This window comes from Moraxella sp. ZY210820, from assembly GCF_030674635.1.
In the GTDB taxonomy this organism is placed as follows: domain Bacteria; phylum Pseudomonadota; class Gammaproteobacteria; order Pseudomonadales; family Moraxellaceae; genus Acinetobacter.
The window spans coordinates 113,857-129,663 of record NZ_CP089978.1; the positions used below are offsets into that span (position 1 = coordinate 113,857).

The 15,807-nt window shown below is 35.6% G+C and carries 10 protein-coding genes and 1 pseudogene; 9 read left to right on the plus strand and 2 right to left on the minus strand.

Features of this window, described 5'->3' with window-relative positions:
- Positions 1–10: 10 nt before the first annotated feature.
- A pseudogene (gene yihA / locus LU301_RS00585) lies at positions 11–736 on the minus strand (ribosome biogenesis GTP-binding protein YihA/YsxC); the annotation flags it as partial.
- Positions 737–887: 151 nt separating this feature from the next.
- On the opposite strand from yihA, the gene argA reads away from it, so the two are divergent.
- The 9 genes from argA (at position 888) to LU301_RS00630 (ending at position 14,837) form a co-directional block, all read left to right on the plus strand.
- The gene (gene argA, locus LU301_RS00590) at positions 888–2,207 is read left to right on the plus strand and encodes an amino-acid N-acetyltransferase (RefSeq protein ID WP_305271531.1); all 1,320 of its coding nucleotides are present in this window, start codon (positions 888–890) and stop codon (positions 2,205–2,207) included.
- A 114-nt stretch (positions 2,208–2,321) separates the two neighbouring features.
- On the plus strand, positions 2,322–2,939 hold the full coding sequence (locus tag LU301_RS00595; RefSeq protein WP_305271534.1) for a TetR/AcrR family transcriptional regulator: 618 nt from the start codon (positions 2,322–2,324) through the stop codon (positions 2,937–2,939).
- A gap of 104 nt (positions 2,940–3,043) precedes the next feature.
- Positions 3,044–3,607 (plus strand): YceI family protein, encoded by a 564-nt coding sequence (locus LU301_RS00600; RefSeq protein WP_305271537.1) that lies wholly within the window; start codon positions 3,044–3,046, stop codon positions 3,605–3,607.
- Positions 3,608–3,789: 182 nt separating this feature from the next.
- The gene (locus LU301_RS00605; RefSeq protein WP_305271539.1) at positions 3,790–5,886 is read left to right on the plus strand and encodes a VWA domain-containing protein; all 2,097 of its coding nucleotides are present in this window, start codon (positions 3,790–3,792) and stop codon (positions 5,884–5,886) included.
- A 28-nt stretch (positions 5,887–5,914) separates the two neighbouring features.
- Positions 5,915–9,283 carry a tubulin-like doman-containing protein gene (locus LU301_RS00610; protein WP_305271540.1) on the plus strand — a complete coding sequence of 1,123 codons (3,369 nt, stop codon included), beginning with the start codon at positions 5,915–5,917 and terminating at the stop codon, positions 9,281–9,283.
- 7 nt (positions 9,284–9,290) lie between these two features.
- Positions 9,291–11,144 (plus strand): hypothetical protein, encoded by a 1,854-nt coding sequence (locus LU301_RS00615; RefSeq protein WP_305271542.1) that lies wholly within the window; start codon positions 9,291–9,293, stop codon positions 11,142–11,144.
- 16 nt (positions 11,145–11,160) lie between these two features.
- Positions 11,161–11,994, plus strand: a complete 834-nt coding sequence (locus tag LU301_RS00620; protein WP_305271543.1) for a hypothetical protein — start codon at positions 11,161–11,163, stop codon at positions 11,992–11,994.
- Positions 11,991–14,333 (plus strand): hypothetical protein, encoded by a 2,343-nt coding sequence (locus LU301_RS00625; protein WP_305271546.1) that lies wholly within the window; start codon positions 11,991–11,993, stop codon positions 14,331–14,333. The genes LU301_RS00620 and LU301_RS00625 overlap by 4 nt, the downstream gene beginning before the upstream one ends.
- A gap of 27 nt (positions 14,334–14,360) precedes the next feature.
- Entirely contained in the window at positions 14,361–14,837 is a 477-nt protein-coding gene (locus LU301_RS00630) for a hypothetical protein (RefSeq protein WP_305271548.1), read from the plus strand.
- 49 nt (positions 14,838–14,886) lie between these two features.
- On the opposite strand, the gene hisF is transcribed toward LU301_RS00630, so the two are convergent.
- Positions 14,887–15,645, minus strand: coding sequence for an imidazole glycerol phosphate synthase subunit HisF (gene hisF / locus LU301_RS00635; RefSeq protein ID WP_370692209.1), 759 nt, complete (start codon positions 15,643–15,645; stop codon positions 14,887–14,889).
- Positions 15,646–15,807 lie beyond the last annotated feature (162 nt).

Sequence of the window (15,807 nt, forward strand, 5' to 3'; positions counted from 1 at the left end):
AATTTCAATGCTGATGTTCATCATCAAGAGTAAAATTTAAACGACCTGCAATCACACTTGCCAATTCTTCTAAACCTTGCTTATTGAGTGATGAAAAAAGCTGAATTGAAAATTGCAACTTCATTTTTTTCAATTCATTTTTAACTTCAATGAGAGCTTTGTTGGCTGGACCACGATTGAGTTTATCTGCTTTGGTGAGTAAAATATGTACAAATAATTGACGAGAATATGCCCATTCTAACATCATACGGTCAAAATGTTGTAAAGGATGGCGAATATCCATTAGCAGTACCAAACCTTGCAAACTTTGGCGTTGGATTAAATAATTCTCTAATTCTTTTTGCCATACCCGTTTCATTTCTTCTGGCACAGCCGCATAGCCATAACCAGGTAAATCGACTAAGCGTTGTTCTGCATGACCTAGTTGGAAAAAGTTAATCATTTGTGTACGCCCAGGTGTTTTTGATGCACGAGCGAGTTGTTTTTGATTAGTTAAGGCATTGATTGCACTCGACTTTCCTGCATTAGAGCGTCCTGCAAAAGCGATTTCATAGCCTGTATCTTCCACACATAAATGTAATTTTGGTGCAGACATTAAAAATTCTGCACGGCGTAACCAATTTAAGGCTTGTTGTGAATAATGATTAATTGCTGGGTCGCTTTGTTTTTCATAATTCACTTTTTGTTGTGGAGCATTGGCTCGTTTGCTATTACGAGATGGTGTATTGTAAGACATGGTGTATCGACTGAGTTTAATTTTTGCTAAATAGTATAATAGATTTATGCGAATATCTAAAGGCTATTGATTTTATCATTGATAATTAAATATTGAAAATCATAAAAAATCGCATACAATATCTATCATCTTTCTAAATCTTTGATTCAATATGTTATCTACGCAATATGTCGATTGGTTTCGTCAATCCATGCCTTATATTAATGCCCATCATCATAAAACTTTTGTGATTATGATTTCGGGTGAAGCGATTTTGCATGAAAATTTTCCATCGATTATGTATGATATTGCGTTATTGCATAGTTTAGGAATACGCATAGTATTGGTGCATGGGGCAAGACCACAAATAAATAGTAGCCTAGAACAAGCAAATATCATGGTACAATTTCATCAACAACGCCGTATTACACCGAGAGAAAGTTTACCATTTTTACTGAATGCAGTGGGGGCAATTCGCTTACAGATTGAAGCCATTTTATCGATGGGATTGATTAACTCCCCGATGTATGGTGCTAAAATTAATGTGGTTTCGGGTAATTTAATTAAAGCAAAACCTTATGGTATTCATGATGGCGTAGATTTTCAGCTTTCTGGCGAAGTGCGTGCGGTTGATAGACATAATATCCAGAATCATTTACATCAAGGTTCGATTGTATTACTTAGTCCTTTGGGTTATTCAAGTACGGGCGAAGTATTTAATGTGTTGGCGGAGGAGGTGGCATATCGTACTGCATTGGCATTACAAGCAGATAAATTGATATTTTTAACGGAACAAGAGGGCATTTATAATGCACAACAACAATTACAACGAGAATTACACCCCGACCAAATTGATGATGATTTAAAACAATATCAACAAGATAACTTTATGGTTTCGGTTTTGGATTATGCAAAATTGGCAAGTGTGCAAGGCATTCATCGTGTACATTTTTTACCATATAAATATGATGGGATATTATTACAAGAGCTGTTTACACGTGATGGGGTTGGTACTATGCTAACACAAGCTCATTATGAAGATGTACGTATGGCAAATATTGATGATATTGGTGGATTGATGACTTTATTACGACCATTAGAAGAGCAAGGAATTTTGGTGTATCGTTCTCGTGAGCGTTTAGAGCAGGAAATTGAACAATTTGCCGTGATTGAGCGTGATGGTATGATTTTGGCTTGTGCGGCATTGTATCCTTTAGTACAGCAGGGTGATGAGTTATTATCTGCAGAGATAGCCTGTGTTGCGGTTGCACCTGATTATCGTAAATCTAATCGTGGTACACAAGTCATTGAATTTTTGCAGGATAAAGCCCAAAAGCAAGGGATTCAACAATTATTTGTTTTAACCACACGCACTGCACATTGGTTTATTGAGCATGGATTTAGCCCATGTACGATTGATGATTTACCAGTTTCTCGTCAAGCAGAATACAATTATCAGCGTAATTCAATGATTTTAAATAAGTTTATTTAGATAATATATTATAATTATTTTATTTTCAAATACTTAATTTTAATTTTTTGATTTACATTCACCTGTTATTTAGTGTAAAATAGGTAAAAATTGGTGGTTTTAAGAGGGCTGTTTATGGAACAAAAGAAAAGTGTTCAAAAGCGTCAGCAATTACTTGATGCTGCACTTGATGTATTTTCAACCTATGGTTTTAGTGGTGCAAGTCTTGATGAAATTGCACGCCTTGCCAAGATGCACAAGTCAAATATTTTTTATTATTATGAAAATAAAGAAGCCTTATATATAGAAGTTTTAACCAATGTTTTACAAAAATGGATTTCGCCTTTTCAAGAGTTGGAAGATGGACTTGACCCTGTAGAAACTCTAGCGATTTACGTACAACAAAAAATTGAACTTGCTCGTCAGCACCCTAAGGCATCACGGTTGTTTGCTTTAGAATTAATTCAAGGGGCAACACATATTTCGCCAATTTTACAAGGTCCATTGAAAAAGATTTTTAAGCGTAAAACTAAAGTGATTACACAATGGCAAGAACAAGGTAAAATTGCTAAAGAAATAGACCCTGAATTATTGATTTTAAATATTTGGGCGATTACACAAAATTATGCTGATTTTGCTATGCAAATGGAAATGGTTACAGGTAAGACATTGAAAAATAAATCAATGTTACAACGTAGTTTAAATCATACCGTGCATTTATTATTATATGGTATGTTGCCACGTACACCGTAAATATGATTATGGTGGATTTGTAATTATTAAATCTATTTACTGCAAAAAATTAAAAATATGTGATAGAATCAACATTTTATTGTACTAACTTTTGAGTTTATCTTATGAAAAAATTTCTTCTTGCAACGGGTTTAGCAGGTTTAGCAACGGTTGCTTCAGCAGCAAATTATACAGTTGATCCATTCCACACGAATGCTCGTTTTGCAATTGACCATTTTGCAACCAGTAGCAATGTGGGCGGTTTTTATGGTTTAACAGGTCATTTACAATTAGATGTTGCTAAAAAAACAGGTCAAATTGATATTAGCATTCCTGTACAAAACTTACAAACAGGTTCAACTCAATTTACGCAACATTTATTATCGCCAGATTTATTTAATGCAGCTCAATATCCTGAAATGCGTTTTAAATCAACTAAATTTAATTTCCGTGGTAAAAAATTAGTATCAGTTGATGGTCAATTAACATTATTGGGTAAGACCAATCCTGTACGTTTAAAAGTAGAAAAATTTAATTGCTATGACAGCCCAATGTTGAAAAAACAAGTATGTGGCGGTGATTTATCAACCACGATTGACCGTACGCAATGGGGGATGAATTATTTAGTAAATGTTGGTATGGCGAAAGACGTACGCTTAGACATTCAAGTTGAAGCAAGTAAAGACTAATTTTTAGTTATTTTTGATATGATAAGCACCAATTCTTAAATAAAAGGATTGGTGCTTTTTATATCATGCTAAAAAATAACATATTAAGCATCATAAAAATATGTTATTATTTTTGATAAATATGTGTTGTATTGTGATTGAAACATTGTTGTATAAATAGAATTTTGGTGTGGTATTGTTGAATGTTAAAATCAGCTTGGTGTAAATGGATACTCTATGCGACTTTATTGGGCATGGGGCAAGTTGTATATGCACAAAATCATGTTGCCGTGTATTATGATGATTCAGGCAGTATGCTGAAACCTGTAGAACGTTGGTTGGCAGCGAATTATTCTTTACAAATGCTCGTAGCGGTGATGAATGAACAAGATGAAATTTTGCTCACCAAAATGACCAATATTAAACAGGTGCAATCATTACAAGGTTCATCATCAATTCAACAATTTTTACAGCAAATGCAACAGGAAGCAAAGCCATCGGGTAACACGCCTTATGAGGGTATTAGTAAACTTGTACAAGCATTAGCCAATAAATCCGCAGGACAAAAATGGCTGGTTGTAATTACTGATGGCAAATTTTCTGTCAATTCATCAGAACAGCTTAAACAAGATATGCACCAAGCACGGCAATTGGGCATTAAACCTATTTTTGTATTAATTGAACAAGGTGCAGACCAACAAATCGCTAATTTATGGATGCAACATACAGGCAGTGAAACAGTCTTGGTTGATGATGTTAGCCAATTACCCAAAGTGATGGAGCAATTAGCAGCGAAAATTACAGGGCGAGATGCACAAGGATTAGTATTACAACAACAAGCTCAACAAGTCGCAGTGCAGTCGATTTTTCCATTGCGTAATTTGATTGTACTCACACAAGGGGCGACCGCACGCCAACTCACTCAAGCTGAAGTCAATGGACAGGCGATGAAAGTTAGCCCTTATCCTATACAATTACGACAACCAAGTGAGCGTTTACTGAGTCATGCCAGTGTGTCGCATTTAAATTTACAAGCGACTCAAGGAGATGTGCGTGCCAATTTACAGTTTGATGGAGCATTAGAACAGATTAAATTAGCAGTATTGCCTGAAGTTGCGGGACATTTTCAGGTTGATGTGTTTGATGCACAACAACAACTCTTACAACTGAATGCTCAAGGCTCTTATCAAGTGTGTCAAGGCGATGTATTAAAATTGCATTCACGCTTAGTTGATGACCAACAACAGCCTTTAGTCAAATATAGCAAAGATATTAAAATGTTTGATGTGGGTTTTCAAGCTAGTACATCAACAGGGACAACACAAACTATTCAATCGAAATTAAATGAACAAACTCAACAATTTGAAACTGATTTTGTGGTTGATGGTAGTGGTTTTTTACATCCTTATGCCAAGTATCAAGGCTATTTTAATTTTCAACAAAAAACCATTCATTTACAACAAGATGAATGTCAGCGTGATATTGCCATTGAATTAGCAACACCTTTAGATGTACAAGGACAATGGACACAAGATGTACGCTATTTGGGAGAAAATACACCATTAATTTATCGTGTGAATATGAATGGTCAGCCTGTAGCTAAAGCGACTTTAGAAAAATGGCAATGGCAACATGACGCCGATAAATGGAACATCAGTTATGCTGATGGGCAAGTGATTCTCACACCAAAGCAAAATTGTTGTGTGATATTTTGGAATCGGCAACTTGAGCAACAAGGGCAATTACAGTTAGCATTACATAGTCAAAATAGCCGTGATAAAATTCAAAATCCGCAAGTGGTTCATTATCATTGGTATCTGCCAGAAGGTATGGCAAAATATTGGTGGTTATATCTTTGTCCGTTGTTGAGCGTATTTGCTTTATGCTTTTTATTGTGGTATTTATATCGCATTGTGATTGTGAAAGAGCGTTTTGGGCGTAAGGCAAGTTTGCATTTGCGTGAAAGTGGACGAGAAGTGCGTGAGCCGTTGGTACGCCAAAAGAATTTATTGAAACATTGGTTGTGGCCAAGTCGTTATGAAACCAAAGTGTATCGTGGTTTAACGTTCCAAGCGGTGGGACGTGGTGGTCGTGCGGTGTTGGTCAAAGGTAAGGGATTGACTGCACAACATGAGATTGATAACTGGCTCTATGACCCTGATAAAACTTTACAGCCTGATGCAACCTTGCGAGATGGCGATATTTTAACGCAACGTCATGAATATCGTCAGGCGGTTTCGTATCAGATTCAATATACACAGTCCAATCGTTCAAATTGGCCACAACGCGATATTTTTTAATTAAATTAAATGATTAGGAATGAACATTATGTCAAATATTCATGCAAATGATTTTATCAATACTGCACCAACATTGATTGTGGGTTTGGGTGGTTTGGGTTGTTATATTGCCAATACTATTTATAAGGATTTATCAGATGAACAACAACGTCATGTTGAAGTAATGGTAATGGATACCGATGTTAATGAATTAAAAGAAAAAATGTACGATAAACTCAAAAATAGTCAATCGGTGGTACAAACCAGTCCAAGCGGTATTGTGATGTCGTGCGTGGAGCGTTTAGATGCTCAAGGTGCAGTAGAGCAATGGTTTCCAGTTGATTTATTGACAGGGAGTTTAGGTTATAAACAAATGACCGAAGGTGCGGCACAAGTTCGCAGTATTTCACGTTTGGCAATGTTAGATACTATTAATAGTCAGCGTATCCAAGCCTTAAATCGCAAATTGGAAAATTTATTACGCAATGCTGGACAGCAATTACAAGAATCATGCCGTGTAGTAATGGTAAACTCGATTGCAGGTGGTACGGGTTCAGGTTCATTTTTACAATTAGCGTTATATATCCGTGAATATTTTGCACAACGTAATATTACCAATGTAACTATTCGTAGTTTTATTGCCATGCCTGATATTTTTATTCAAAATGGTGATTATAACAGTGAACAACTGATTGATAATGTGCGTGCTAATGGTTACGCATCATTAAAAGAAGTGGATGCTGTATTTGCGAAACGTGCAGGCGTGAGCCAAGCCAATACGCAACCATTTTATGAGATGACTTTGGAATATAAACCAAATCAAACACAAGCTATTGCTATTGAAAAAGGTACACCGCCATTTGATGTGGTTACATTATTTGATTATAGCAATTTACAAGGGCGTAATATTGGACATAAAAATAATTATATTGCCAATATGATTGATACTATTCGCCTGCATTTATTTTCGCCATTAGTGGGACGTGGTGGTATCGCATCACAAACGGATAATTTAGTCAATCATCATGTGGCACATGGTAATCGTTCGAATTATGCGGGGTCTGGCGTAGCAAGTTTAGAATATCCTGTTGATGATATGTTACAATATGGTGCATTACGTTGGGCGACTGATGGCATTTCAAGCGAATGGCTTGAAATTGATGAGCAAATCACTGATGAAATTCATCGTGCAGAACAAGCTCGCAAAGATGGTGTATTTATGGATATTCCAAATGAACATCAGCGTTTTTGTGAGTTAGTGCGTCAAAAAGCAGAAATCAGTAAGCCTGCACCGTTTTATCGTAATATTTATAATGATGTACATTTGCTCAATGAGCATGGTGAGCGTACGGAAATTAAACATTTATTATGGTTGCGTACTATTAATAAGCATATTGATGATGTGTTACAACAAGCAATACAAGAGAAATCAACTGATAGTATTATTCCAATTTTAAGCCAAGATGCCTTGCTCGACCCTGATAATGTGGAAGACCAAGTTAAACGTTATGAATATGGTTTAGAGCGTTATTTGATTGAGTTGGAAAAGCGTGTACAAAACGCTGGTTTAGCGATGGCAAAAGAAATGATGTGGTCGCCTTATCAGCGTAAAGTTGATGTTAATCCGCAACAAGATATTCAACTAAATACATGGATTCTAAGTAAAAATAATCCGATGCACCCATTAGCGGTACGTTATTTTTTAGGCGAAAGTATTCAAACTTTAACGCAAGCCTTAGCACAAGTTGAAGCACGCAAAGCTAGTTTAGAACGTGCGATTGCAAATTATGCTCATAGTTATAATGACCCACGCACTGAAGTAGAAGAGACGGCAATGGATATTGCTCGTCAAAAAGCAAAATTTTGGAATCGTTTAAAAGGTGATTTAAAACGTTTTGCTGAAGAATATGCTGACCGTTCAGGTGTACAAAAGCGTAATATTGAACACTATGCTAAAGCGATTGTTCAGGCTGATGTGTATGCAAATTTATTGGGCTTTTTAGAAGATTTTGCTCAAACTTGGCGTTTATGGTTCCACCGTTTAGAGCAAATTGTGAGTAAAAATCAGCGAAAAATTGCTTTATTAGCCGTTAAACATGAAAAAGAGCATAATCCAAATCCAACTGTGATTTATGTATGTGCTAGCAAGCACATAAAAGAAAAAATTTGGGAAACGGAAAAAGTTCTCTTAACAGGGCAAGAATTTCCGAGCGATATTTCACGTAATATTTATACATCGATTTACCGTGAAAAAGCCAAGCAATATATCGACCAACAACCACCATTACAAAATATGGATTGGGTGGAAACCTTATTTAAAGAATACGTTTTGGCATGGTGTCAGGAAGAGTTAGCTAAATCACCAAGTTTTAATATGGACGTATCGAGTGCGATTCGTAAAGAATTTGAACTGGAAAAACAAAGCGGTTTACTCACAGTTGATATGCAAGCACGAGACCGTTTACAACAATATATGAATCAGCTTGATGTATTGGCTGTACCGTTAGTGAATTTACAGCATAGCGATAAAGGTCAAGATTTTAAATTTATTTGTTTGCACCCTGTGGCTCAACAAGTTTGGTCACAAGCAGATATGCAAGATGTGATTGGTAGTCCATTTGTGCATGATGGTTTTTCTAAGTATCGTATTTCTAAATTAGTGTTGAAATATGGTCTATTGGCAAGTGATTTAAGAACATTTGCTGATGATGATGGTATTTATCGTATGGCGTATGAAAAGCGGATTGCTCAGTCTCGTGCTATCCCACGTCAATCGACATCGCCACATTTAGATTATCATTGGGATTCACCTGCTTTCTTACCTGAAATGAGTGAAAACCAGCAAGCAAAAGCCCTAGACCAGATTTATTTTGCGACATTGCTCAATCAAAGTTATGCGTTGCACCCAGATTTACGTGCGATGATTTTCCCATTGGAATATGATTTAAAACAATTATGGCATCAAAATATTGGACATAATATGGCAAGTCCAATTCCTGCAATTAATCGTCAAGCCTGTGATGCAACTTTATATAATTTGGTTGATGTATTTGCGGTAAATTATCACTTAGTGCAAGCGATGCTACAACAAGAGCAACAACGTGTGGAAACACAACACACTGAACCTGAACAAGCACCATATTTTGTTTATGTAATGGATTTAATTGAACAAATTCATTCAGTTGCTCATCAAAGTCGTCAGCCACAATTGGGGCAATTTAGACAGCAAAAATTATTAATAGCACTATTAACCATGATGCAACAAAGTTTGACTGAGCGTTATACTGCAAATATCAGTCAGACTAAATTTGCCGAAATTCGTCAGCAATTAGCACAGCAATTGACTGATTTAGAAAGCAAAACTAGTCATGCTTATGTGCAATATGTCAAAACTGTGTTAGATAATTTTCAGGCGTAGGTAGAGATTGAAAACCATTATCCTGATTGATGGGCAGGGGGTAATCAACCCTACTTGCCCTATTTTGCGTACCGAGTTGAATGAACGTTTTAGTTTATTTTCATTTGAACAGTTGGTACACGGTGGTTGGGCGACGTGTTGTGAATTGGTACATTATGCAGGACGGGCAAAACATAGTGAACCTGTAGAATTATGGATACTTGATGCTCAACATCATGTACAAGAGCGTGATGATTCATCAATGCTAAAGACTGATACATGGCAACAAGTATTTGCAACCATGCCTGCGGTATTAAAACAACAATTACAACAAGGCTATTTGTTGATTAAGCGTTTGTTGTGGGTATCGCAAGCATTAAATCAGCGTGCCGACCAAAGTTTGCATAGTGATATTTATCAAACAGTTTTGTCGTATACTCAACAGGATAGACAGTCTTGTGAATCGGTGGTACTTTTAACCGAAATCCAAGATGTAGAACATAAAAAGCAAGCCATTGAATTAGAAAAGAAATTTTTATTACCGATGGCGATTAGTTTTTTTCTGTATCAACATTTGATTTTGGTACATAATATCCGCAAACAATATCAAGTTTTACAAATCATTGCATCTGCACCGACTTTATTGTCTGCTATTGGGGAAATGTTCGGTTATTATCAACATTTATTGCAATTATTACAGCAACATAAACAACGCTACTTAGCGGAACAAAGTCAGCATTACCAATTTTATACTTGGCAGGATATAGAACATCAATTAGCTACGGCATTACCACAATTTGAGCATCAAGATTTACAATTTGGTTATTTATATCAGCCTGTACAAGATGATGCAATTTTACAGCAGTGGTTTAAACAGCAAAATGAGCAAACTCGTCATCAATATATTGTATTTCAACAGCAATTAGAAAGTGATTATGAAAGCAGTATGAAAGCTTTACAGCAAATTCAAGCGAGTATGGATTATAAGCGTTTTTTAGAATCAATAGGTTTAAAAGATGGACAACAACTAGATTTTGCACAGGTGGAGCAAAAAATCCAACAGCATTTAGTCACTTTATCGACACAGCCTAAATTATTGAGTTTGCCTGAAGTTTTACAAAAATTAAATCGTTGGGTGGAAAAGAATTTGGTAGAAAGTTTATTTGCCATACAACAGCGATTTGTGAGTTGGGTGGTGTGGTTTGGTGGTATATTATTGAGTGTATTGGTATTTGTGATATTATTATTTTCAACTGACCAAAGCCGTGTGAGTTTAAATACGGTACAATTTACCGCCATGCATCATAGCACTTGGCAATGGAGTGTTGCGTTATTTGTATTGGCTTTAGTGCTGATGATGGGTGGGTTAATTTATACACGTAAAAAACGCACAATGAAGGTATTATTACAGGCAAAACAGCATTTACATGATACACAACAGCAATTACGGGAATCTATGCAACAACATTTAGATTATAAACGTAAACATTTAACCTTATATATGTTAGGTAAAAATCAAACACTTGTTGAAAAAATGCAACGTGATTATGTACAAAATCGTGAACAGTTATTATTTTTAGATTATTTATTATCCGATTTTGTGCATTATTGTCAAATTTCAGGGGTAAATGCTCATACCAATAATACACGTCTAACAGCAGAAGAATTACAACCTTTGCAGATATTGCACAATTTACAGCAAATAGCATGGCATAATCCTGCTCATTTGGAACATTTAGATATTTATGATGGCGAAACCAAATTATTTGTCCATCAGCTTGGCGTAAGTTCACAACAAATTAAATTAAAACAACAATTAGCCGAAAAAATGGCGGGTGTTAAAAGCATTAAATTGCTGAAAAGCGGACATTTGAGCAAGTGAAATAGGAAGATGAGATATGGCGAATATTAAATATCTACTTTTGATGATGTTTGGTTGGCTTGCGGTAACGACATCATTATTGATGACGATGATGGTCGCTAGTTATATCCCACGTGGCTTGATGTTTTTATGGCTGATTTGGCTGTGTGTGATGTTGTATCGATATAAAACCACGAAAGCTAATCGCTATCAACATAGTTTTGTATTGCTCGGAGGTGTGTTGTATAGTGTTATTTTTGCGATTTTGACTTATTATGGATTAACATATTTTGATATACTTTGGACGATGTTATCATTTGAAACTCAACAACGTGTTATGCAAGCGGTACAGTTCGTTTTTCCATTCCCACAGCAACTGATTGAATTTTTTTATATTTTAATGCTGATTTATGGTTATGGTTTTATGTTGTGGCGAGTAACATTATTGGTGCTGGCTGATGCATTACAACAAAAAAATAATCATTATCTTAATTTATTTTATCAACTGATATATGTTGAACATCAACAGCAATGGTTACTCAAACCTTATGTGCATGATTTAAAATATTTAGCGATTTTAGTGGCTATTTTGGCAAGTATTTTAAATTTACAGGTGGCGTATTGGTTTTATCAGCAAATAGCTCATCAATGGTTAGTTTGGCTACAGGTGGCTTTGATAGTGTTGGCAGTGGATTGGTATTATTGGTTGAGTGGCGATTTATATCGTCCAAATGCAGGACAATTTTCACAACAGGTACAATTACCGCAACACTCACCGAATTTTGAATCGTTATGGCGACGTTATCATCAATTTTGGAAAGATAAATGGTTGGTGGCAGGCAATCGTAGTACAGGAGGGAAAGAACGATGATGGACGGTATTAAAAAATTATTAAATGAAAAAAAAGCAGTAATTATCCAAAGTTTTCCAAATGAAAAACTATTGGATCTTATTCAGCAACATGTGGTGAATATGACGCGTAAGGGACATCATGTATTGGTGTTGTCATCACAAGCGAATCATGAACCGCATAAAACCAAGTATAATGTGTTTTTACAACACGCTTTTGTGATGGATAATTTTTTGCAAGGTTTTGGCTATCAATGTGATATTCATCAATTTATGGAGATGTTTAAATCTAATCGTTATGATGCATGGTTATCTAAGCTTAAATTGATTATTATTGATGGTGGTGAACATATTTTTTATGATCCAACTTTATGGGAAACGGCGAGTTATTTATTACAAGATAAATTAATAGAGTTAAATTGCAAAAAATTTCCACATTTGTTGATATTAATTGAGCCGAGACGTTCGTGTGAGTCTGCATTAAAAGAATGTATTCCCTTGTATGAAACCAATTTTATTGGGCAAAATGAAACGGATATTTGGAATGAAACTACATTTTTATTGGATAAAGACCATATCGAACAACATTGGTGGACAATTTGGTCTTCAGAACAAAGCCGTGATTATTTAAATCAATTTGACCCGAATCATCATAGTAAAAGTGTGGGTATTATTGCTCCATTGGCACAATTTGCAGGTAAACATCAGATTGATAAACAACAAAATTTAGCTTTTATTACGTCTAATAGTGGTGAAGTGGATCGACTTGAAAATCTAGTAGAGTTAGAAGGACAAATTTTATATCAGCTAGAAAATGAATTATCATGGCAGACTTTTCAAAATATCCGTAATTTTCAAGGCTGTGTTAGTGTTTATAGTCAGCATGGTAATCCGTGGGTTAAATTGCGTAAATTAGCCACAATGTTTCCAAAAGCATCATTATTTAATGTAGTTGCACATAATAATATGTTGTTGGATTATGTGTTGGCAAATGCCTATTGTTTTGCTAGTGTGCCATTACAAGCTTTTGCTCCAAAAATTAGACGTAATTCGGGTTATAACACCATTTTGACGTTATTGCACCGTTTACAATTAATGGGCGAATTGGCGTTAAGCACCATTCAATACGCTTTAACAGGCATTCAATATAGCGATGATTTGGAACATAGCCAATTACAACGTTTAGATTTAATGGATTGTTTTAGTACTTTTCAACAATTAGTGGCTGAATATTTTAGCCCATATATTGCCCAACAATTACGTTTAGAACGCCGTATGCAATGGTCTGCGGAGCAAAAGCAATATGTGGCTCAGTCTTATGTGCAGTTGTACAATGAACAATTAAATTTATCGATTGATTGGTTACAAACAGTACAAGTGAGCGATGGGCATAATCATTTTACGACTTTACTCAAAGACCATGTATTTCAACAATATTGGAAAGGAAAATTAGTAGGTTTTTGTGGTAAATTGTTTGAAGTTGAACAAATTGATATGGTCAATCGTAGTATCAAAATTATTCATTGTAATAATAAATCATTAATTGACTATCGAGTGCAAAAGCAAATTCGTATTCATCAACCATCGCCACAATGGAAAGTAATTAAGCGTTTATCTCATCAACAAACCTATGGTTTAACACAAGTGAGTATAGAATGCTTAAGTCTCGATTTTTCGGTACAATCAGGCTATATTGTTAGTAGTCCAAGTCATTGGAAAACGCCACCGATTTTACAAGCAAGTGAGCAACAAAATAATATCCGTCATTATGTACATGGGCGTGCCTTAAAAATACAATTACTGAATGAACAAGGCGAATCAGTCTTGAGTGATGCGATGGTAACGGCTTTTAGTGCGTGGTTGAATGAAGTGGCGATTACTTTATTTCCAGAAGTGTATCCATTTTTTATTTCGGCGGCAGAATTACAAACAGGGCAAACGGCACGCCCGCAACAGCGTATTATTCAATATTGTGTGCCTGAATTGATTATGTCTGAAAGTTATCAGGCAAAAAGTGCGATATGGGTATTTGAAGATAGTCAAACCGATTTGGGTATTATTAGTAGTGTGCTTGAGCATTATTTGTATTTATTTGATTTGTGTTATGATTGGCTGAAATGGTACAGCCAAGAACAAGAAACATCGATACAATTGCTTGACCGTGTGTGTTTGCACAATATGCCGAAAAATACGAAACATTGGTTTAGTTATGGTTTAGATGAATTAGACCCATGTTTTGATTTTGATGGTTTAAAACAATGTTTGGAACAAGTGTTTGTGCCTTATCAAGTATTTGATTTGTCAGAACGCCGTGAACGTGTGCAACAGCAAGTGGAAAAATATTGTTATTTGCAAGGTTAGATAATTTGGTGAATAGTGAGAAAAGTCATGTATATTAATTTTGATGATTATCCTTTTGAAATGATATTAACTTATAGCTTTAAAGAAGATATGGTTAATCAAGAAGAATACATATCCGATGTTAGAGCATTAACTTTGAATCCTGATAAGCCACTGTTAGGTTTAAAAGGTAATAAAGGACTATATGCTACACCTGAATGGTGGGAAAGTATTGACAATAGAAATATTCCTAGTATCACATTTTGTGGAGAGATTATTAGGACTTATGTTGCTGGCATGGATAATTCAAATACTGATAATTCGTTCTCTTTTCTTTCCCAAGAAAATAGGATTTTAGATGAAAGTATTTATTATATTGATAAAAAACATCAACAGTTATTTAAGAAAAGGCATTTTGTAGTGATTGTATATGCTTTTGACGAAATGAAAGTAAGCACTCCTGAGAATCCGGATTTTAGTAACATAGTTTTAGAAATGGCTGTTTCAAAATACCCTATTCCTTAACATTTAAACAAGGTGCGTAATACGCACCTTACCAATTGTCAAGAACAAATTACAATCGCATTTCAATACCTTGTTCCGCCAAATACTGCTTCGCTTCAGGAATGGTATGTTGCCCAAAATGGAAAATACTCGCCGCTAAAACAGCGTCCGCACCGCCTTGTAAAATACCATCAGCCAAATGTTGCAAATTCCCCACACCACCAGAGGCAATGGTCGGCACATTAACATGGTCATTAATGGCACGCATAAGGGCAATATCATAACCTGCTTTTGTACCATCAGCATCCATACTAGTAATGAGTAATTCGCCTGCACCATATTCAGCCATTTTAATTGACCATTCAATCGCATCAATCCCTGTCGGTTTACGTCCGCCGTGTGTAAAAATTTCCCATTTATTATCAGCGACTTTTTTGGCATCAATCGCGACCACGATACATTGAGCCCCAAAACGTAAAGACGCTTCCTGAACAAATTCAGGATTAAACACCGCTGCTGAATTAATACTCACTTTATCCGCACCAGCATTGAGCAATAAACGAATATCTTCAATTTTACGTACACCACCGCCTACGGTTAAAGGTACAAAAACCGTTTCTGCCATACGTTCGACCGTACGATAAGTGGTATCTCGTCCATGATGTGTTGCAGTAATATCTAAAAAAGTAATTTCATCGGCACCTTGTTCGTTATAACGGCGTGCCACTTCTACAGGGTCGCCTGCATCACGAATGTCTAAAAATTGTACACCTTTAACCACACGTCCATTATCAACATCTAAACAAGGAATAATACGTTTTGCAAGCATAATAGCCATTCCATCATAAAAAATTAGCTTATTTTAACAGCCATCATGTTGAGATTAAAGGGGCAGTGTATAGATTATGATAAAATATTGCAATATCAATCATTTGCCATAAAATTCATCATGTATAATAACTATATCTAAAAAAGTGATAAAGATACAAAA